General features: G+C 58.8%; 16 protein-coding genes and 1 pseudogene. 4 read left to right on the top strand and 13 right to left on the bottom strand.

What is annotated here, in order from left to right:
- Positions 1–54 precede the first annotated feature (54 nt).
- The 3 genes and pseudogenes from IT444_01340 to lepA all read right to left on the bottom strand — a co-directional run bounded on the left by IT444_01340 (position 55) and on the right by lepA (position 3,469).
- Positions 55–582 carry a type II secretion system protein gene (locus IT444_01340; protein MCC7191398.1) on the bottom strand — a complete coding sequence of 176 codons (528 nt, stop codon included), beginning with the start codon at positions 580–582 and terminating at the stop codon, positions 55–57.
- 501 nt (positions 583–1,083) lie between these two features.
- Positions 1,084–1,179, bottom strand: a pseudogene (locus tag IT444_01335) (prepilin-type N-terminal cleavage/methylation domain-containing protein).
- A gap of 484 nt (positions 1,180–1,663) precedes the next feature.
- Complete coding sequence (gene lepA, locus IT444_01330) at positions 1,664–3,469, bottom strand: elongation factor 4 (GenBank protein ID MCC7191397.1); 1,806 nt, start codon at positions 3,467–3,469, stop codon at positions 1,664–1,666.
- A 178-nt stretch (positions 3,470–3,647) separates the two neighbouring features.
- Here lepA and IT444_01325 point away from each other — a divergent pair, with 178 nt between their 5' ends.
- Positions 3,648–4,517: a hypothetical protein gene (locus IT444_01325; protein ID MCC7191396.1), complete on the top strand. Its 870-nt coding sequence runs from the start codon at positions 3,648–3,650 to the stop codon at positions 4,515–4,517.
- Between the two features lie 45 nt (positions 4,518–4,562).
- Here the strand turns inward: IT444_01325 and IT444_01320 are convergent, their stop codons facing one another.
- The gene (locus tag IT444_01320) at positions 4,563–5,210 is read right to left on the bottom strand and encodes a hypothetical protein (GenBank protein MCC7191395.1); all 648 of its coding nucleotides are present in this window, start codon (positions 5,208–5,210) and stop codon (positions 4,563–4,565) included.
- A 74-nt stretch (positions 5,211–5,284) separates the two neighbouring features.
- Here IT444_01320 and IT444_01315 point away from each other — a divergent pair, with 74 nt between their 5' ends.
- Entirely contained in the window at positions 5,285–6,190 is a 906-nt protein-coding gene (locus IT444_01315) for a class I SAM-dependent methyltransferase (GenBank protein MCC7191394.1), read from the top strand.
- A gap of 54 nt (positions 6,191–6,244) precedes the next feature.
- Here the strand turns inward: IT444_01315 and IT444_01310 are convergent, their stop codons facing one another.
- Positions 6,245–6,976, bottom strand: a complete 732-nt coding sequence (locus tag IT444_01310; GenBank protein ID MCC7191393.1) for an FkbM family methyltransferase — start codon at positions 6,974–6,976, stop codon at positions 6,245–6,247.
- 115 nt (positions 6,977–7,091) lie between these two features.
- Between IT444_01310 and IT444_01305 the strand changes: the two genes are divergently transcribed.
- Positions 7,092–8,081 carry a glycosyltransferase family 4 protein gene (locus IT444_01305; protein ID MCC7191392.1) on the top strand — a complete coding sequence of 330 codons (990 nt, stop codon included), beginning with the start codon at positions 7,092–7,094 and terminating at the stop codon, positions 8,079–8,081.
- 74 nt (positions 8,082–8,155) lie between these two features.
- Here IT444_01305 and IT444_01300 read toward each other — a convergent pair whose 3' ends face one another.
- The 5 genes from IT444_01300 to IT444_01280 form a co-directional block, all read right to left on the bottom strand.
- The gene (locus tag IT444_01300; GenBank protein ID MCC7191391.1) at positions 8,156–9,433 is read right to left on the bottom strand and encodes a glycosyltransferase; all 1,278 of its coding nucleotides are present in this window, start codon (positions 9,431–9,433) and stop codon (positions 8,156–8,158) included.
- Positions 9,434–9,515: 82 nt separating this feature from the next.
- Complete coding sequence (locus tag IT444_01295) at positions 9,516–10,820, bottom strand: DUF1501 domain-containing protein (protein ID MCC7191390.1); 1,305 nt, start codon at positions 10,818–10,820, stop codon at positions 9,516–9,518.
- 66 nt (positions 10,821–10,886) lie between these two features.
- Positions 10,887–12,368 carry a DUF1800 domain-containing protein gene (locus IT444_01290; protein ID MCC7191389.1) on the bottom strand — a complete coding sequence of 494 codons (1,482 nt, stop codon included), beginning with the start codon at positions 12,366–12,368 and terminating at the stop codon, positions 10,887–10,889.
- Between the two features lie 165 nt (positions 12,369–12,533).
- Positions 12,534–13,508, bottom strand: coding sequence for an aldo/keto reductase (locus IT444_01285; protein MCC7191388.1), 975 nt, complete (start codon positions 13,506–13,508; stop codon positions 12,534–12,536).
- 117 nt (positions 13,509–13,625) lie between these two features.
- Positions 13,626–14,342 carry a type 1 glutamine amidotransferase gene (locus tag IT444_01280; protein ID MCC7191387.1) on the bottom strand — a complete coding sequence of 239 codons (717 nt, stop codon included), beginning with the start codon at positions 14,340–14,342 and terminating at the stop codon, positions 13,626–13,628.
- 69 nt (positions 14,343–14,411) lie between these two features.
- On the opposite strand from IT444_01280, the gene IT444_01275 reads away from it, so the two are divergent.
- Positions 14,412–15,167, top strand: a complete 756-nt coding sequence (locus IT444_01275) for a 7-cyano-7-deazaguanine synthase (GenBank protein ID MCC7191386.1) — start codon at positions 14,412–14,414, stop codon at positions 15,165–15,167.
- 47 nt (positions 15,168–15,214) lie between these two features.
- On the opposite strand, the gene ppk1 is transcribed toward IT444_01275, so the two are convergent.
- The 3 genes from ppk1 to IT444_01260 form a co-directional block, all read right to left on the bottom strand.
- A complete protein-coding gene (gene ppk1 / locus IT444_01270; protein MCC7191385.1) occupies positions 15,215–17,401 on the bottom strand; it encodes a polyphosphate kinase 1 in 2,187 nt (728 codons plus the stop codon).
- A 190-nt stretch (positions 17,402–17,591) separates the two neighbouring features.
- Positions 17,592–18,383: a class I SAM-dependent methyltransferase gene (locus IT444_01265; protein MCC7191384.1), complete on the bottom strand. Its 792-nt coding sequence runs from the start codon at positions 18,381–18,383 to the stop codon at positions 17,592–17,594.
- A gap of 52 nt (positions 18,384–18,435) precedes the next feature.
- Positions 18,436–19,680, bottom strand: a complete 1,245-nt coding sequence (locus IT444_01260; protein MCC7191383.1) for a hypothetical protein — start codon at positions 19,678–19,680, stop codon at positions 18,436–18,438.
- Positions 19,681–19,683 lie beyond the last annotated feature (3 nt).

Raw genomic sequence — 19,683 nt, 5'->3', positions numbered from 1 at the left:
CGAAATACGCTGAGGATTGCCGCCGTAAAGGACTTGTGCAGTCTGTGGTGAGGATCAATATTGAAAGTACGGCTCACCCACTGCGTCCCGGCCTTCAATATTCGGCGCAAATGTGCCGGTGGCGGGCTGATAAAACCAGCCTTCACTCCCGCCCGGAACCATCGGGAACGGAACCTCGGATGCGATGAAACGAATCGCGGCACTGTGATTCACAGGATTTGCCGGCAATTGCTCCAGATAAGGACCAAAGCAAAATTGCTCGCTTTTCTGGATGGATGTCCGCCCCTGAGCGTCGGTAAAGAGCGTCATCTGTGCGGCAAAGTCTGTGGTCGTTGGCGGACGGGTGGCATCACCGTCGGGATAGCCCGGCGCTGTTCCGCCGTGTTGCGCTCGATAGACAAGAATCTGTGTGCGGATATATCGCAGATCGTCGCGCAGCGAGGTCTCCTGCGAAACGCGGGCTGCGCTTGAAAACTGAGGCAACACCAGGCTGCTCAGGCCGCCAAGAATCATCAGAACGATCAGCGCTTCCAGAAGACGAGAGGCGCGGCGGCGCTGTGTCGATGGTGTTGGAGTTTCCATGTTCACCTCAGCCGGCTGGCGCGTCGCGTTAAACAAGCGGTTGTTACTTCACCACGCGACTGAAAAGAAAAAGGTCGCCCCGACCGTCAAGCCGGGGCGACCGTAGTAGTCCGATAGAGCTTAGTACGTCGCCACGTCGTTGGTCGTGTCGAGGCTCAGCTCAGTAGCCTTGGCGGACGAGCAGACTGCCCTGATCGCGCCGGTAGTGGGGTTATAGAACCAACCCACACCCGCCGCTGCGGTGCCCGTGGTCGAGTTGACGACTGAGGAGCTGCCGCCTTCAAGGGCGTTGCCCGGGGCCTGCTGAAGGTAGGGGCCGACGCCGCCTGAAGTCACCGACGTACCAGCAGCGTTGGTCATGCTGGTCATGTTGCCCCAGAGCTGAGCAACCGTTGGGTACGTGCCGTTGTGCTGCACGTTGTACAGCTCAAGCTGGCTGCGGACCGTCTGGAGCTGGCTCACCACGCTTGAGCCTTTGGCGGCTTCGCTGGCGCTGGTGAACTGCGGGATGACGATCGCGGCGAGAATGCCGAGGATCACAACGACGATCAGAATTTCAACAAGCGTAAAACCAGAAGCATTGCGGTAGCGGTTCATGGACTTTCTCCTAAAAGTGCTCCGACTGACTCATTGCTCGGGTCCACGCGAACCCGAAGTTTTTCTTCACTCCAAGCCTGTTCAAACTTCGGTTCACGGTGCCGTCTCCCCTCCGCGGGCGCCACTTTGGCGGAGTCGGCTAGGAACCTTCCGTTCGCACTAGTCATCGTCGAGTTGCGGGGGTGACTTAATCATTCCCCACAAAACTTCGATAAGCCGCCGCCGACCGAATCACGATCCGGCGAGGACGTCGATAACCAAACAATTGGATTAAAGAAAGAACCAGCCGCCGAAATGAATTTGCCCTACTTTTCCCGGTCAGTAATCTTGCCTGATCGTCACACACGGCCACGACAAGACACACCAACCTCTCAACAAATCATCTTGCCATGTCGCGACAGGTGGATTCAGCAAATGAGCAGGCTTGGGACTGTTTTTGCGCAAGAGGCGGACGTACATATTGTTCGGACTGCGGTCTGATAATTCACTCACCCGAATCCAGCACCGCCATAAACGCTTCCTGAGGGATGTCCACCGTCCCTACGCGCTTCATTCGTTTCTTACCTTCTTTTTGTTTTTCCAGCAGTTTGCGTTTTCGGCTGACGTCGCCGCCGTAACACTTCGCTGTCACGTTTTTACCTACGCTCTTGATGGTTTCGCGGGCGATGATCTTTCCGCCGATGGCCGCCTGGAGCGGAATTTCAAAGAGGTGGCGTTCGATCTCTTTCTTCAGGCGAGTCAGCAGTGCTCGGCCTCGCAGCTCCGCTTTCTCTCGATGGACGATCAGGCTCAGCGCATCAACCTTGTCGCCATTAACGAGGATGTCCATTTTCACCAGGTCATCCGCACGGAAGCCGGCAAGGTTGTAGTCCATCGTTCCGTAACCGCGCGTGATACTTTTAAGCTTGTCGTAAAAGTCGAAAATGATCTCCGCCAGCGGCAGATCGTATTCCAGAATTTGCCTCGTATCGCTGAGAAATTGCTGTTTTACATAGCGGCCGCGGCGTGATTCGCACAGCGTCATCAGGTCGCCGATGTATTCCTTGGGTGTGATGATCTCGATCTTGACGATCGGCTCACGGATCTCCTGCACCTGTGACAGATCGGGTAAATCCGCGGGATTAGTGATCTGGATCACCGCGCCTTCAGTTTTGAGAATCTCGTAAGTCACCGTCGGCGCGGTCTGAACGATTTCCACCTTGCCTTCGCGCTCGAGTCGCTCCTGAATGATGTCCATGTGGAGCATCCCGAGGAATCCGCACCGAAAACCAAAGCCCAGAGCTTCGCTGGAGGTTGGCGCATAGCTGAAACTCGCATCATTGAGGTGCAGCCGGTCGATGGCATCGCGCAGCTCATCGAACTGTGTATCCCCGATCGGATAAAAATCGCAGAACACCATCCGCTGCGGTTCGCGGTATCCCGGAAGCGGGGTGTCCGCGGGGTTGTTTTCCAGCGTCACGGTATCGCCGATATTGACCTCATCGAGCGCCTTGATTGCCGCCACAAAATAGCCTACTTCCCCCGCAGTAAATGGCGCCTTGCTCACCGCCATTTTCGGCGTGAACTTACCCATTTCTGTGATCGCGTAGCTTCGGCCGGTGCCCATCATGCGGATCTTGTCACCCGGGGCGAGACGACCGTTGAACAGTCGAAAATAGACAATCACGCCGCGATAGTCGTCGTATTCGCTGTCGAAGATCAAAGCCTGTGTCTTCTGGTTTACGTCACCCTTAGGGCCGGGCAGACGGTTGCAGATGGCGTCGAGTAACTCTTCAACACCTTGTCCCGTTTTCGCTGACGCGAAGATCACGTCGTCCGACGGAATACCTAAAACGTGTTCGACCTCGATAGCCACATCTTCCGGCCGGGCGGATGGCAGGTCGATCTTGTTCACCAGTGGAATGATTTCGAGGTTCTGATTGATCGCCATGTAGGCATTGGCGACGGTCTGTGCCTCGACACCCTGGGTCGCATCAACGACAAGAATCGCCCCTTCGCAGGCGGTCAACGCTCGGCTGACCTCATAGTGGAAGTCCACGTGGCCGGGGGTATCAATGAAATTAAGCAGGAACTCCTGCCCGGCAAACTTGCCGCTTCGAGGCGTGTATTTCACGCTCACCGCGCTGGCCTTGATCGTGATGCCGCGTTCGCGCTCCAGATCCATGCCGTCAAGCACCTGGTTCGTCATGTCGCGCTCGGAGATCGCGCCGGTCTTTTGGAGCATCCGGTCGGCAAGGGTGCTCTTGCCGTGGTCAATGTGAGCTATGATGCAGAAGTTGCGGATATTCATGGGGGAACGATTATCGTAGCATGATGTCCTCATTCTGTTGCGACTGGGCTGACTAAATCGCGGGTGCCGCCCGCCAGTCCGGCCGACGCGGCAGGGACAGGACTAGCCGATCCGAAAACTGCTCGAACCGCGTGGTCGAGCCACGACTCTGTTCTTTTTCCCCAACTTCAGCCACCCTATGCCATCAGTTTGCGGTTTTACCTACGGCAAAAATCTCGTACGGCTCAACTATCCGATTGTTGAGTCGATCCGCTCGATCCTGCCGATCTGCGATGAGTTTGTCTTCCTCTGCGGAAAGTCAGAGGACGGAACGCGCGACCTGATCCAGTCGATTGATCCGCGCATCCAAATCCACGACAGCGAATGGGTACCCATCACGGCGGGCGGCGAGGTCTTTCGCATCGAAGGCAACAAATCACTTCAGTTGGCAGAAAAAACCAAGTGCGACTGGGGAATGTTCCTCTTTGCTGACGAGGTCATCCACGAGAAAGAATTACCAACCCTGCGGGCGACCATGGATGAATACGCCTCGACGCCCGGCGTCAAGGCATTGATGCACCGCGTGCTGCAATTCTCGTTCGATTACCAGTCCATCGACACCTGGATGTTTCGCAAGGTTTGCCGACCGATGAAACTCGACGGAACGGTTGAGTTTTACGGCGACGGCTGCGGTCCCGGCCTGAAGGGCGGCCACCCCAAGCACGATTATTTCAACAAAGAGCAGCTTGGTAACTACGTCCGGTGGGCCAATACCCGGCTCTTTCACTATGGCTGGGTCAAAAGCCCCGAAGAATTGGCTACTAAATTTGAGTGGATCAAGGAGCTTTATTGGGGCCAGCAAAATAAACAACAACAGGAAAGCAATCTCAAGCGGCGGTTTGGTCCCGCATTCACCAGCAAGTACTACGCGCTGAAAAATTACCGGGACACACATCCGGCTACCATGGCCGCCCGCATCGCAGCACACCCCCAGATTGATCCTCGCCGCAATCGCTGGTTCAGCCCGCGGTTCTACTGGGAATGCCTCAATCACGGCCTGAAGCTTTAACCCATCCGCGCGATCACGGCGGTTGATCAAGAGGTCACCCGAAAACTAATGCGCTGCGGCGGCTGCGGGGGCAACACATTGCCGACATACTTCCTCCGCCAAACCGTCCTTTTTCAGCGTGTCTTCCAAAACCGCGAGCATCTGCGTTGTCTTGGCGCGGCTGCGACAGCGACGCGCACGGCCCACGTCGATCACACGAGGCTGGCCATCTTTGTCGATCACAATATTTGCAGTCTTCAGATCAGCCAGAAACCATCTGCCTTCAACCAACCGGCTCGCTAACTCACCGACTCTTGGTAACGTGCGTCGCAACCATTCCGCATCATGCACCAGTCCGCTCCGAAGCAACCGCTGCAAGGATTCACCCGCGTAAGGTGTCACCAGATGAATCTTGCAGCCCAGCCCGACACGCTGCTCGACCCAACCAACGAGCGGCACGGCAGGCATCTCCTGGCGGACCAGTTCCGCGTTGGCGCGTCGTTCACGCTGGCCCGGATGGATTCCCAAAATCAGCGAAACCCGTTGCCGCAGTGGTGAATATTCGAAACGCTTGACGACCCACGCCCCTTCAGGCGTCTCCGTGCGCCAGACGGTGCTGCGTGCGTCGGATTTATAGGTTTCCACCCGCGCGGCGGCGAGAATTCGCTGGTCCAGCAACGGCGGCGGCGATTCACATCGGTCCCATTTCAGCATCGCCGCGCATCATAGCACCGACCTCCAGCAGCTCGAATATTTCTCGAAGGAGATGCTCGCCTTATGATGACTTGATGGCTGACGTTCCGCATTCACAAAAATATCCCGTGAGTCTTCCGCGCACTTTGCGGCCAGCATGGAAAGCCAGCGATCCTGCTACACGATGCTCTCGTCTTTGTGATGCGCTGGGTGTGGAGACGGAGCATCAACGGCTCAAGACGAGCGGCGGGGATTACTGGATCTGCGCACAGACGGGGCAATTATCCAGCGATTCACAAGGCCCGCCGCCGGTGGAGCTTTATGATCGCTGGTGGGCGGCACATCAGTTGCGCGAGCAGGAGGCGCGAGCCGCCATCGCCAAACGACGCCTCTGGTTACAACGACTGGCAACCGCGCGTCCCGGAGGACGGCTGTTGGAAGTAGGTTCCGGCCAAGGTGTGTTGCTCCGCGCTGCGCTGGAGCTTGGTTGGCAGGCCCAGGGGAATGAGATTTCCGCCTTTGCTGCTGACTCGCTGACCCGCTCGACAGGCGTGCCGATTCACACTGGCCCGATCGAAGAAGTTTCGATCCCGGAGAACTATTTTGATCTGGTGATCTGCGACAACGTCTTCGAGCACCTGTCACAACCGATGGCTGTACTGAAAAAACTCACCGCCTCCCTGCGCGAAGGTGGGATGATTTACCTTCACACGCTGAACGCACAAAGTCTCAGCGTCTGGAAGCAACCGTGCACTTGGCACTATTTCGGCGACGGCCACATATTCATCCCTACTCTTGTGAGCATGCGGCACTACCTCCGCGCTTGCGGACTGGAGCCGCTGTTTCTCAAGACTCACGGCTATCGCACGGGGTTGCGGCGCGATTCTGCTGAACGATCGCGCAGCAGCAAATTCGGAGAAAAGCTGCTTTCCCACGCAGCGTCTTGTCTGAAACTGGGTCATCGAGTCGAAGCGATGTTGCGGCGTACCGCTCGCGCCTGACTAACAATGCAACCACTGCGAGTCCGTCGAGTTTCCGCTCCGTAAGCGGCCAACTTACAACTTCATTCGTTGCGCGTGAACGAAGATGGCATTACCCCAGGCCAGCATGTCGTTTTTATCGCTGCGCAAACCGTAAAGGTTATAGAGGACAAATCCTCGTTCGCGCAAAAACTGGTCCACCTCTCCAAACAGGGCGCCGCCTTCATACATGGGATTAAAGTAAACCTCGGTGTACACCAGCAGCACGCTGGATTCGAGCACCCGTGTCGCCCCGCGCATCGCGAGCAGTTCGCCAGCCTGAATGTCGTACTTCATCACCTGAATCGGCGGCCGGCCGTTCTCCTCATGCCAGTCGTCGAGCCGGACAGCCGGCACCGTGGTTTTTGTGGACGGGCTGCTGGTATGTGAGAGATACTGAATGAGTCTTTCGCTGGGTGCGAACCGAGATGTTTCCCCCAGCCGGGGCATGTCAAAAAAGTCAATCGTCCCCGGACTATCAGACAGCGCGAGAAATTGCGGGTTGTAACGGGGATTCTCCCGGTGGAGTTGCTCCAGTCGCTCCCGATAAGCTGGATGCGGCTCGAACAGCCAGCTTCGCGCATTGGGAAAATGTCGCAGCATTTTTCGTGATATTCGGCCGTCGCTGGCACCCGCATCGAGGATATCGCTGACTTCATGCCCGTTGAGAAGTCGCTTCATCGTGACAAAGGCATCATCCAGAGCCACGAGATTGCCCTGATCACGAAACAGCGTGTTGCGGATGAGTGAGCGGAGAGGTTTTCCCATGGGAACCTTTGTGGTGTTGGGTTGGACCGCGAGTGCTCCTGCAACGCGCCAGCGCGTTGCGGACGGTTCGAGTATAGTCGCTGCGCCTACGGGCCACGCAACTGGCGAACCCTCCGTGATCCGAATTCTCGCCATCACGCGCAAGCCGGAATCCGCCAGCTTTCTCCAGCGGGTGGCGGGCTATGTCCTGCCCTTGCAGGCACGAAACATCGAAGTGGAATGCGCTACGCTGCCCAGCTCGGCGGCGGGGCAGTGGCGGTTACTCGGCCGCACACGCGGATTTGATGGGATCTGGTGGCATCGCCATCTGCTCGCGCCCTGGTGGCTACCCCGCCTGCGACGACATGCAAGGCGGATCGTGTTCGACTTCGACGATCCGTTGACCTCGTCCAGCGCAGAAGGCGGAAGACCCAGCGCCAGCCGCAGGTTTCGCTTCGCACGGATGTTGAGCCGCTGTGATTCGGCTCTGGCGGGAAGCGAATATCTTGCCTCGCTTGCGCGGCCGTATTGTCCGCGCGTGACGGTACTTCGCATGGCCATCGACCCGCCGCCCGCCGCAGGGGAGCGGCAGCCGGCACAAGACGGGTCGCTTGACCTCCTCTGGGTAGGCTCCGCAGCAACCCAGCCGTATCTGGAAGAGATTCGACCCGTACTCGAATTACTGCCGACGACGCATCCGCACACTCGATTACGGCTGGTGGCGCATCAACCGATGTCTTTCGGCAAGCTGCGTGTCGATTTCCGTAAATGGTCCCCTGACGAAGAAGCCTCCGCATTACGCGAGTGTCATGTCGGCTTGTGTCCCATGCCCGACACTCTCTGGACACGCGGCAAGTGTCCCTACAAGGTGATTCAATACCTGGCACATGGCCTGCCATGGGTCGGATCAGCCGTAGGGGAAAACATCGCCAGCGCGGGCCATGGAACGCGCGGGTTCTGCGCAGGTACTTCCGCAGAGTGGTCCCGCACCATCAGCCAGTTGCTTGACGACTCGAAACTGCGCTTGAGCCTGGGACATGCTGGGCGTGCATATGCAGCGGAGCACCACGATCGCGCTGCCCTGACCGAAAAACTGGCAGCCGTGTGGCACAACACAAAGATGTGATTGCAGCAGAGACGCCTATAGAGCTGTCAATCGGGGCGTGTCTTTCTCGAAAACCTTACTGCTAAGAGGGCCGTTTAAGGCGTAAGCCGTTCACACTGCTGCGGGCCGTCCAGCCGGTAGAGGATTCCCCGCCATCGCATCGTCCGCCCAAACGCGGATCGGACAATCGTCATCCAGTGCATCAACATCCACCAAGGCGTTGCCCACTGATCGAGCCGCAGAGTCGGACGCAATTGCTGAAATATTTTCTCCCCAAACGCGAGTCGCACCGCACGACGACGAAAGAGAGCGCGGAATTGATCGCCGACCGCTGCGAGCACCAGGGCTGCCGCCGGCCAGATCCACGGCATGCTCGTCCAGCCGTGCGCCACACACCACAGCAGATAGGCTGCCAGCGAGGCGAAGCCTGTGACGTACAGACTCGTGAGCAGCAGGCCGGTGAGAAACACGCGAGGCGCATACACGCGCGTGAGCAGATATTGACGATGCCCGAAATTAAACATCCCCCGACAATCAAAACTCACAGGCGTGGCCACCAAACACTGCGGCACAAAGTAAACCCGTAAACCCAGGTCGCGGCTGAGGCGCGTGAATTGATAATCATCGCAAAGCGCTCCCACCAGCCGATCGCGCAGCCGTCCCTGTCGTGCGATGTCCGCACGAATGGCCATCGACCCGCCCCATGCGTGGTTCCATTCGTCCCGCCCCAGCATCATCGCCACCGAGCCATTCATCAGGCTCGCCAGATGAGACCAGATCGTCGGCTTGCTTTCGTTAATAGCGGGAGATTCCGCGACCTGCCCCGACGAAGCTGGCGAAGGAATCAGCCAGCGGTATCCCGTGGTCAGACCGGTTTTTTTCGACTGTGCCAGCGGGCCGACCAGGTGACGAAGCCATTCCGGGCCGGGGATCGCATCGCTGTCCGCAAAAACCCAGACATCCTGATCGGGAGTGTTGTCATAGATGTCCCGCAGCGCGAAAAGCTGATTGTGAACTTTCTGTCCCTCGGTGGGCGATGCCTCGCCCGCCACCAGCACCTGGGCTTGCCGCTGCGGATAGCGCGCCAGCTCACGCAACAGAATCGGATAGGCTGCGTCATCCTCACTCTGAACCACCATTCGCAGCGAATAGGTTGGATAGTTCTGCTCACAGAGACGACGGACGCCCGACTCCATCTCGTGATCCACACCCTTGAAGGGCACAATCACCGTGACCTCGGGGGTATAGAGGCTGTTCGTATGGCGCGATTCACGAAAGGAGCGCAGAAACTTCCGCGCCTGGGCTGCGGACAACCATGCCTGAAGAACAAACAGCGACCAGAGAATTAAAAGCCACAACGGCGGGGCGTGCATGCGGTGGAGTTTACGAAGGGAATGGCAAACTTAAAAACCCCCCTGCCTCAAATCCCGCAGAGAATGCTTTGCCGTCCGTCATTTACGTCTTAATCACCGACGCGGCACGGAACGGCGCGCCTAGAACCTCTTTCACGTCCACCTTCATCCAGTCCTGAAGCACCGCAGCATAAATCGAGCGGAAGTCCGTGTTGTAAATCAGGTCTCCTTGATCAAGCCGATCAGCCGCCAGTGAAGGCTGTTCGCCCAGGAGTCCAGTTTTCGTGGCGCGCACTTTTTCACCAAAGAGGAAAAGAGGCCCCGCGGTGCCGTGGTCTGTGCCATTGGATGCGTTCTGCTCAACGCGCCTGCCAAACTCGCTGAACGCGAGAGTCAGCACGCGGGATTGGGCGCCGATGGCTTTAAGCTCGGCATAGAAAGAGCGGATCGCCGAGGAAAACTCGCGCAAATTGCGAGCATGGGTGTTGGGTTGGCCGGCGTGAGTGTCGAACCCGCCTAGGGAGACGTAATACACCCGCGTTGGCAACTCCGCGCGGATCATGGCTGCCACCATGCGGAGCTGGCTGGCCAGTTTTCCCTCGCCGAACTTTGTCACCGGCTCTTTATTCACCGCAGCACGAATTTTTTGACTGGCGATCTGCGCATCCAGCGCTGTGCGCATGACAAACGCCATCGGGCTGTTGGGATCGACATCGCCGACCACGCCCGCCCGGTTGATCGCCTCATACTCTTTCGCCAGCGATGCGTGGAGATCACCGCCCGACCAGCGGAAAAGATTCGCATCCTGAAAAGTAACCGGCTTGACCTGCCGACCATTCGCCGCAAGAGGTGACTCGTTTCCCACACACACGCAGGCGGTGGCGTCGATCTTTCCCTTGGACTGGCTGCGCATTTCATCGAGCGTGCGACCGATCCAGCCAAACCCCTTGCCCGACCGGCCGGTGGGGTCCGCTGTATGCCAGATATCCATGCTCGAAAAGTGTGAGCGGTTGGGATTCGGATAGCCGACACCCAGCACCCCCAGCGCCAGACCGGCATCCATCATGGCTTTGAGGTCACCCATTTCCGGATTCAGCCCCAGCCCTGCGTTACTGTCGAGCTTGAGCACGTCCTTCTCCGCGATACCGATGCCCGGTCGAGCCTTGTAATACTCACGCCAGCCGAAAGGCACTACGGTGTTGATCCCATCGTTGCCGCCGGTCATTTGAACGACAACCAGAATGCGCTCGCCCGGCACTCCCGGCCGGTCTTTGACAGCGCTTCCCGTTGCTGGCGTCAGTGCCCAGGCGGAGCGTTCCAGAAACAGTGGTACGGTCGCCATCGTCGAGACGATCATTGCGCCGTTGCCGATAAACTCGCGGCGAGTAAAGGCGGGCTTGTCCGTCATGGAAAATCCTTTCGCATACCGTTTCCGCGCGTCATCGCATCCGCCTGCGCGGTGATCGTTGACTAATCAGCACAGTTGATATTCAGGCATCGCGGTGACCAGCATCAGCATCGCCAGCACGGAGCCTTGCGTGATGCCGCCCCGTCGTGCAGCGAGGTATTTCGTCAGTTCCTCACGCCGGCCGGCAGCGGCGTGCTCGCCCAGTAATAGATTGGAGAGCAGATTCACGGTGCTTCCGGGCGACCGGTCCGCAAGATCCGCAAGTAAAAACAACGGGTCGTACCCGACTGTGTCCTGCGACCAGTTTTGATCACCCGGAACCTTTCCGGTGATCAGATAAGTCGCCATGTTTTGCCGCACGAAGAGTGTTGATGTGTTGATCCAGCCGCGTCCGCCGTCCCAGCCGGCGACCGAAGGCGGCTCGAAGAGCTGCTGACCCATCATCGACATCGCCGCAGCCAGCGTGCCGGAGTTACGCGCCGGTGTGTTAAGCATGCGTGCCGTACCCACAAGGAGTTGAGCGGGACTCTTGACCATTCCGCCGACGATCTGCGGGTCGTAAAAGTGTTCACTCATAAAGAGTGTTTTGAGCACGGGCTTGAGTTCATATCTGTTGTCACTGAGCACTTTGGCCATCGCGCGAATGACGGCTTCCTGCGTGTCTGTGGGTTTTTCGTCGATGTCGCCGACGAAATGACGGTAGAGCTTGTAGGAAATAAACAGCGGACACTGCGGCCTGCCCAGAAGAATGCGAACGAAGTCTTCGCCGTCGAATAGTCCTTTGCGGCCGAGGATTTCCTTTTGCCCTTCATCGTGGGCATTGCGGTGAAAAGCAAAATCGTTGTCTTCGACACCGTAGCCGGTCAATGCGCGCGCGCCTTGTTTGATGTCATTTTCACCGTAGGCCCCGACGCCAAGCGTAAAAAGCTCCATCAGCTCGCGGGCGAGGTTTTCGTTGGGGTGGCCTTTGCGGTTGGAATTATTGTTGAGGAACTTCAGTATCGCCGGATCACGAATCACACCCATCACCAGTTCGCCGAAGTTTCCGTTGGCGTGCTTTCGGAAAAGCACGTTCTGTTGAAGCATCAGGAAACTGTCGTCAACGGTGCGGTTATTCGAGGCGAAATGGCCGTGCCAGAGTAGAACCAGTTTTTCTTCGAGCGGGCGGGGAGTGGCGATCATCCGCGTGAGCCACCATTGCTCGATCCCCGCCATCTGCAATCGGTCCTCCGCCTGCCTTTGCAGAAACTCCATGCGGAGTTTTTCGCGGATGGCCTTGGCGTCGCCGGATTTGCCGTCGCCGAGCATCTTCATCACGTCGCCGCGGAGCGGCCGAACGATCTCGGAGTCGTATTGCGGTTTGGGCAGTGCGGAGATGTCGATCGACTCATAATCGACGAGGAAGTCCACCGCCTTTTTAAGACCAAGCCCCGCGAGAAAAGCCACCTGTCGCGGCGGGCCGCCGAATCCGGCACGCGAGAGCAGATGCCGGGCCTTATTTTCATCAAAGGATGCTGCGGGAATCGGTTTGAGCGATGTGGTAGCCATACGATTTCGCTCGAAAAGAAAAGGATCTAATCGACCACGGGCACTGAGCGATCAACGATCAAGCCGCGCGGGTTATTGCGATATCGTCAAAAAACGATCCGTTACGCCGCCTCCGCCCGCGAGTGATTTCGTGGGGGTTCTAAATAATCACCGTCGTCCCCAGCCTCACCAGGCGTAGGCTTTGGGGGCCTCTCCCTGCGGGCGATCGGGGAAAATCTCATCGAGCTCCTTGAGCGTCTCCGGGGCGAGCTTGATTTCCAACGCCCGCAACGAGCCGTTGAGCTGATCCACCGTGCGCGGCCCGATAATCGGCGCGGTGACCACGGGGTTGTTCAAGAGCCACGCCAGCGCGACATCCGCAGGTTTTTCGCCCAGGTTTTTGCAAAGTTTTTCCCATTTTTCAAGGGAGCTGCGCTTCTTTTCAATCTGAGCTTTGAGTCCGTCGCTCATGCGACGACCGCCCTCGATTTTGTCGAGTACGCCGCCGAGCAATCCGCCGCCGAGCGGGCTCCATGGAATGAGTCCCAACCCGAAATGCCGGCAGGCGGGAATCACTTCCAGCTCGATCCAGCGGTTGTCGAGGTGATAGATGCTCTGTTCGCTGACAAGGCCGAGGAAGTGACGCTGGCGTGCGTGACCCTGTGCATTGGCGATGTCCCAGCCGGCAAAGTTGGACGAGCCGACATAGGTGATCTTGCCCTCACGCATGAGTTGTTCCATCGCCTGCCAGATTTCCTCCCAAGGCGTTGTACGCTCGATGTGGTGCATCTGGTACAGGTCGATGTGGTCGGTCTGCATGCGCTTCAGGCTGCCCTCGCAGGCGCGCTTGATGTGATACGCCGACAACCCGCGCTCGTTGGGCCACTCGCCCATTTTGTTGTAGCACTTGGTGGCCAGCACGATCTTTTCCCGGCGACCCGCAGCATGGGCGAGCCACCGACCGATGATCTGCTCCGTCCAGCCTTCGCCGATTTTCCAGCCATAGATGTCCGCCGTGTCAAAAAAGTTGATCCCCAGCTCCAGCGCACGGTCCATGATGGCGAAGCTGTCAGGCTCACTGGTTGTCGGCCCGAAGTTCATCGTGCCCAGACAAAAGCGGCTGACGGAAAGTCCGGTGCGGCCAAGATTGGTAAATTGCATGAGATACTCCTGAAGAAGTCAGGGGAAAATTATCCAAAGACAGCAACATCTCTTCGCGTTTTGAAAACCTCACCCCAGCGTTTGCTCGCTGCAAGTGATGTGCAGCATCTCGAATCTCTAATCCCTGCGCATGTCAATCGGAAACAGCATCAGTGCGATCGTTTCGCACAGGCGGTTCCCCAGCCTGCGATAGCCGTCGTAGTGCTGGGCGATTCCCTGAATGATGGTCTCCGGGTTGACGCCTGCCTTCTTAACCAGTTCATCGTGGGCCGCATTGCGAATGTCCGCATCAGTCCACTCAAAGTGGTATTGAAAACCATACGTCGTGGACCCGACCTTGAACGCCTGTGTTTTGCAGGCCTTCGATCCCGACAGCGGGGTCGCGCCGGGGGGCAGCGCGGTGACCTCCTGGCCGTGCAGATGAACCTGCATGCTGTCCCAGTGGAGGCCGACATAGATCGGATCGATGGTGCCTGGAAACGCCATCTTGATGTTGCCCCAGCCAACTTCAGGCGACGCCATCGCCGCAACCTTGCCGCCCAGTGCCGAGGCGATGATTTGCGCGCCGAGACAGATGCCGACAATCGGCACGCCGCGCCCGTGGGCCGTCTTAATGTAAGTCATCTCCGCTTCCAGCCAGGGATACTTGGCTGTCTCGTCCACGTTCGGCGAGCCGCCCATACTCACGATCCCATGCACATCATCGAGGTCCGGCGGAATCGGCTGGCCGGCGAACAGCTCGATCACGCGCAGCCGATGGCCATGATCGCGCAGAACCGCACCCAGAACCGCGGCCGGCTCAGTGGCTTGATGTTGAAATACCAGAATGCTCATGGAAATTCCTTGATCCGGGGCAGACTTCGCATTTTCGGGCCAAGTCGCAACGTGTCAAGAATACGCAAAATGATCCGACCGTGTGAAATGTCGGGGCGGGACAGCAACTCCCGGAATGATCGGAGTGGTCTCGACCACAGCTCTCATCCTCGCTTCGTCACTCTGCCGATAAATCCCCTGATGCTTGCCAAGCCGGTCATCATCCTCGCCAGCGGCGGGTTGCGCAGTCTGGTCGCAACCGCAGCAGCAGCTTCCGCGCAGGAGCGAGCGCGGATGATTTTTCTGCACCTCAAAGACGGCCGCGCCAACGCCACGGTGCGTCTCGAACACCTCCGCCGACAGGCTGAGCACTTCCATATCGCTGATGTGATTGAATTGGAGTTACCGCACCTTCGCTGTGCCGAGTTCGCCAGTGAACGCGATGTGAAACACGCCGCCCCGCTGGTCCGGCCCCAGGTTCTCCTGACCGCGCTGGCGCAGGCTGTCGAGCTTGATGCCGGAAGGATCCTCTGGCCGGCACAGGTGGACGCGGACTATGACACCATCGCCCGCGTCACCGAGCAGATGATTCTGGTGCAGCATCTGGCCCAGCTTGATCACGCCGCCCTGCCGACAATCGAAACCCCTCTGCTGGAACTTTCGGATACACAAGTCATCGAGCTTGGCAGCCAGCTTGATGTTCCGTGGTCGATGGCGTGGTCCTGTATGCTCAACGGCGAGAAACCGTGCCGCCTCTGTGAAGCCTGTCGTCGCCGGCGCGCCGCTTTCGAGGCAACGGGCGTCGTTGATCCCGCCGATCCCACCTCACGCCGTCCCGCCGCCTGACTGTTCCGCCATCGCCGCAGGTAACGACACCAAAGAGGAGTTGATTCTCACTGCTTTGCTGCGGGCTGTGCGTCTTTTCGCGCTATTTCCATCAATCGCTGATGCGTGCCCTGCAGCGTCTCCGGACGGGCGGGGTCGGGTTTTCGCTGCACGTAAACGCCGTTGCTTCCCAGATCCCACGCCTGTCTGCGATCTTCGAGCATGACCTCCAGAATCTGCCTCAGCCGCTGTTGCAGAGCAGGCTCCAGGATCGGCGTGATGCATTCGACTCGATCGTTCAGATTGCGATACATCCAGTCCGCGCTGCCGATGTAGTACTCGCCGTTGCCGGAGTTGTGAAAGTAGTAAATCCGTGAGTGTTCCAGGAAGCGTCCGATCACGCTCTGCACGGTGATGTTTTCACTCATGCCTCGGACGCCGGGGATCAGGCAGCAGAATCCGCGCACGATGAGCTGGATGCGCACCCCTGCGCGGCTGGCGTCGTAGAGTTTCCGGCAGACGCCGCGGTCTTCGAGGCTGTTCATCTTGGCGATGATGCGCGGCCGGGCTGGATCATCCGCCTCGCCGCCGCGGGCTTTCCACGCCTGCGTCTGCGCGATTTCGCGGTCGATCAATTCGACAAACCGCCGCTTCATGTTGATCGGTGCGATCAGCAGTTTTCGGAAGTCCTTGATCTGGCTGCGCCCGGTGAGAAAGTGAAACATCTCCACCAGGTCGCTGGTGATTTCCTGGTTACAGGTGAAAAGCCCCAGATCGGTGTAAAGGTTGGCGGTTTTTGAGTTGTAATTACCCGTGCCGATGTGCGCGTAAACGCGCATCGTGTCCGCTTCGTGGCGGACGACCAGCGAGGTCTTGGTGTGCGTCTTGAGGCCGATCAGCCCGTACACCACGTGAATGCCCGCCTTTTCCAGGGCCTGCGCGACGTGGATGTTTCGTTCCTCATCAAATCGGGCTTTAAGCTCAACGAGGCAGACCACCTGCTTTCCGCTTTCCGCTGCGCGGATCAGTTCAGGGATAAAGGGCGAGTCCGCACTGGTGCGATAGAGCGTCTGCTTGATTGCGATCACCTTCGGATCGCGGGCGGCGGCTCGAATGAACTTCTCCACGCTCGCACTGAAGGATTCATACGGATGGTGCACCAACACATCACCGCTGCGGATGATGCTGAAGATGTCCGCTTCCTCATCGGCAAGGCGGGGCGGCACCACGGGCGTCCATGGCTCATATTTCAACGCCGGCAGCGGCAAGTCCGTGATCGGACGCAGGTCCGTGTAGTCCAGAAGGGCCGGCATGAGGTAGGTGTCGCTTTCATCAAGCTCCAGCTCCTCCATGAGAAACTGCGTCATCGCGGGACTGGGCTGGGCGTCCACCTCCAGCCGCACCGTCTGACCAAACCGCCGCTCCCGTAGCTGCTGCTCAATAAGCTCCAGCAGATCCTCCGCGTCTTCCTCGTCCTGTTCGACATCTGCGTTGCGCGTCACGCGGAACGGCTCAACCTCTGTGATCGTCATCCCCTCAAACAAGTCCGACAGGTGCTGACGAATGATCTGGTCGAGCAGAACAAATCGGTGCGGCCCCCCGTTGGTGACAGCACCGCCCGGATGCGGCAGCCGCACCCAACGCGGCAGCACACGCGGCACCTTAACCCGCGCGAACTGCGGCAGCGGCTCGACCCCGCCGGGGTCCTCGCTCGCCGACGAACACAGCGTCACACCCAGCGACGTGCTCAGATTGCTGATGAAAGGAAACGGATGCCCCGGATCGACGGTCAGCGGCGTGAGCACCGGGAACAGGTTGCTGCGGAAGTATTGTTGACAGAAGCGACTCTCCTCCTCGGTGAGCTGGTCGAATTCGAGCAGGTAAATGCCTTGCTTCGCCAGCGCAGGCCGGAGCGTGTGAAGATAGCAATCGGCCTGCTGATGGATCATGTCCAGCACGCATTGCCGGATGGCGATGAGTTGCTCACGAGGCAGCATGCCGTCGGGTGTCCGCGTCGTGACGCCTGCCGCGATCTGCCGCTTGAGTCCTCCGACACGTTTCTGGAAAAACTCATCGAGGTTTGAGTTGAAGATCGAAAGAAATCCCACCCTCTCCAGCAGCGGGGTGCGCTCATCGAGGGCCTCATGAAGCACGCGACGATTAAACTCCAGCCACGACAGCTCGCGGTTGAAAAACTCGCCGGCAGAAGGCTCCTCGCCGGGGGCGAAAGACATGGAGGCGCGATTTCGGGTCATACGCAGTGTATTGATGTAGCTGCCGGACAATCCACCACAACGATCCCTCCCAACAACGGACCAACGAGTCACGCTAGCGAAACCCACCCGCTGGGGCAACTAATCAGAGATGGATCCCACTCAACGTATCGGCTGCATCAGTACCCGGCTGGACTGAGCCGGCCAGACAACCGCATCAATTACGACCGCTCTATTTGACGCCTACGACATAGGCAACCCATTCGCTGCGATTGGGGAGCCTGCTCATGCAGCGGTAGTGACCCGGACGTTTTTCGTCGTCACACCAGACCTCCGCATCTGTGAAACCCGCCTCCCGCATGACTTCGACCAACTCCGGCAGCGTCCACAGTCGCCAGTCGTACACAAAGGCATTACGTAGCAATTTCCCTCGAATCTTGAAGTGTATTCTGCAATCAATCCTCCCTGTAACCGCGTCATAACTCCGCTGCTCCCATTGATACTCAAAGGGAGCGATGCTCTCTGTGCGGGGCGGCACCACGGAGCGGCATTGCACGCCGATCCGCATCGCGCTCGGGCCGCCGTAGGCGTCGATGACCAGAACACCCCGCCCGTCGAGTGATCGGCGGGCAACCGAAAAGTAGGCGCGCAGGGCGTCGCGGTCACGCCAGACATAGGTGCTGAAGTTCGTAGCAATCACCGCATCCACGCGCGGAGCCGTGATGTTCATCACATCATCGTTTACCAGGTGCAGATCATCCGCTCGCGTGGCCAGCACTTTTTTCGCACGAGCCCACGCCCAGCGCAACGCCGGCGCGTGCAGATCAATCGCCATCGCGCGGTGGTCCGTGTGCTCTGCGACCCACTGTGTCGCCAGTGCGCAGGTCCCGGCAAAATCCTCCCGCAGGCGCGTCGGCCGACAGCGCGGGTGGTAATGCGTGAATACCTTGTGAACGAAGGCCACCTCCGCACAAGGGTGCTGCACCGCCAGCCGGTAAAGATCGAGTTTGTGCGGAACCTTCATAGATGCGGATCAACGTATGATTTTTCGGTTGAAACAACGCTGGGGAAACCGCCTATTGCGACTCCGCCAGCAACACCGCGTCGCGCAGCCGCAGCCGGTCGAGTACCGGCCCGTTCCGCCCGGAAGTCAGCTCAAACGTCATCTCTTTCCCGTTAAGCGCAAAGTTCATCACAGCCTGCGGGCTTGACACATTGAAGTGCCACGAACCGACCGGCTTGCCGTCCACTTTGGCTGTCACCTCGAAGTCAACCCATGCTGCGTCGGCGCTTTCGGATGGACACTGCGCCAATGCGGAGAATCGCTTCGCGCCGGCGGGCAACTCGTACCGCACCACCAGCGGCGCGTGCAGGATGACATCGCTTCCCGTACTGCGTGGCGGAATCGCCAGCCCGAACACTTCTCCGCCGCTGACAATCACCGGCGGCAGCGAGGCCAGGTCCACCAGCACACCCGCGCCGGTCGCCAGATCGATCCGCACAGCCTCCGCCAGTGCCATCGCGGGAACCTTCTCTCCGCCATCGCCCTTAGCCTTCAACTCCAAATCCGCCTTGATGAAGTCGTCGGCGATGGCCAGCTTTGTCACACGCAGCCGCGTGCCATCGGCCAGACAAATCAGCGATTGCCCCTTTGCCGCCGTCACAGGATTTGCAAAACGCGCGCTGCGCAGCCGTTCAAGCGGCAACTTGATGGCCTCGCCCCCGCCTGCGGGCTTGATCTCCACGCTGTCAACCTGAAAGCCGACGATGAATCCGTCCAGCGTATCGCCATTGACGAGCAGCAATTGATCGCTTGCACCGTTTAATTTCGCAGCCTTGTCCGCGAGGGTGTCGCTTTTCCAGACGATTTCCGCAATCCTGTCGAGGCTCAGCGTCAGCCGCCCCAGTCGCGTGCTGTCCCAGATCACACTCTGGCCATCCTCGCCAGCACCGATCCACTGACCCGGCAGACACTGGCCGTCGGTCAGTTCGATCATCGAAGGCGAGACAGCAACTTCCGTCCCGGCACGCGCACGCTCAGCCACACGGATCTGCACCACCTTATCCGCGGGCATCGTCGCCAGCTTGCGCTCTTCATCCGTGAAACTGGCTCCCGCCTCTCCAAACGTCTGCAATTGCACCGGCCGCGCTTTCAACGATGAATCCACAACCACCACCGGTGTCGCGCCCCGGCAATCTCCCGCCAACATCGCTATCACGAGCATCCACGAAATCGTGATGAGTAACTTGCCGGACAACAGCACGGGTAACGGGTGCCGGCCCGTGTCTGTGTTTGGATGTCGGACGTGTGGATCAATCAAGAT

Source organism: Phycisphaeraceae bacterium (assembly GCA_020851465.1).
Lineage (GTDB): Bacteria > Planctomycetota > Phycisphaerae > Phycisphaerales > Phycisphaeraceae > JADZCR01.
This window is presented reverse-complemented; position numbering and strand designations above follow the sequence as displayed.

Excerpts from the sequence above, each read along its gene's own strand:
- IT444_01275 (MCC7191386.1), top strand. The coding sequence starts at position 14,412 with ATGATCCGACCGTGTGAAATGTCGGGGCGGGACAGCAACTCCCGGAAT.
- IT444_01320 (MCC7191395.1), bottom strand. The coding sequence starts at position 5,210 with ATGCTGAAATGGGACCGATGTGAATCGCCGCCGCCGTTGCTGGACCAG.
- IT444_01285 (MCC7191388.1), bottom strand. The coding sequence starts at position 13,508 with ATGCAATTTACCAATCTTGGCCGCACCGGACTTTCCGTCAGCCGCTTT.
- IT444_01340 (MCC7191398.1), bottom strand. The coding sequence starts at position 582 with ATGGAAACTCCAACACCATCGACACAGCGCCGCCGCGCCTCTCGTCTT.
- IT444_01290 (MCC7191389.1), bottom strand. The coding sequence starts at position 12,368 with ATGGCTACCACATCGCTCAAACCGATTCCCGCAGCATCCTTTGATGAA.
- IT444_01315 (MCC7191394.1), top strand. The coding sequence starts at position 5,285 with ATGGCTGACGTTCCGCATTCACAAAAATATCCCGTGAGTCTTCCGCGC.
- lepA (MCC7191397.1), bottom strand. The coding sequence starts at position 3,469 with ATGAATATCCGCAACTTCTGCATCATAGCTCACATTGACCACGGCAAG.
- IT444_01265 (MCC7191384.1), bottom strand. The coding sequence starts at position 18,383 with ATGAAGGTTCCGCACAAACTCGATCTTTACCGGCTGGCGGTGCAGCAC.
- ppk1 (MCC7191385.1), bottom strand. The coding sequence starts at position 17,401 with ATGACCCGAAATCGCGCCTCCATGTCTTTCGCCCCCGGCGAGGAGCCT.
- IT444_01280 (MCC7191387.1), bottom strand. The coding sequence starts at position 14,342 with ATGAGCATTCTGGTATTTCAACATCAAGCCACTGAGCCGGCCGCGGTT.
- IT444_01310 (MCC7191393.1), bottom strand. The coding sequence starts at position 6,976 with ATGGGAAAACCTCTCCGCTCACTCATCCGCAACACGCTGTTTCGTGAT.
- IT444_01295 (MCC7191390.1), bottom strand. The coding sequence starts at position 10,820 with ATGACGGACAAGCCCGCCTTTACTCGCCGCGAGTTTATCGGCAACGGC.
- IT444_01325 (MCC7191396.1), top strand. The coding sequence starts at position 3,648 with ATGCCATCAGTTTGCGGTTTTACCTACGGCAAAAATCTCGTACGGCTC.
- IT444_01300 (MCC7191391.1), bottom strand. The coding sequence starts at position 9,433 with ATGCACGCCCCGCCGTTGTGGCTTTTAATTCTCTGGTCGCTGTTTGTT.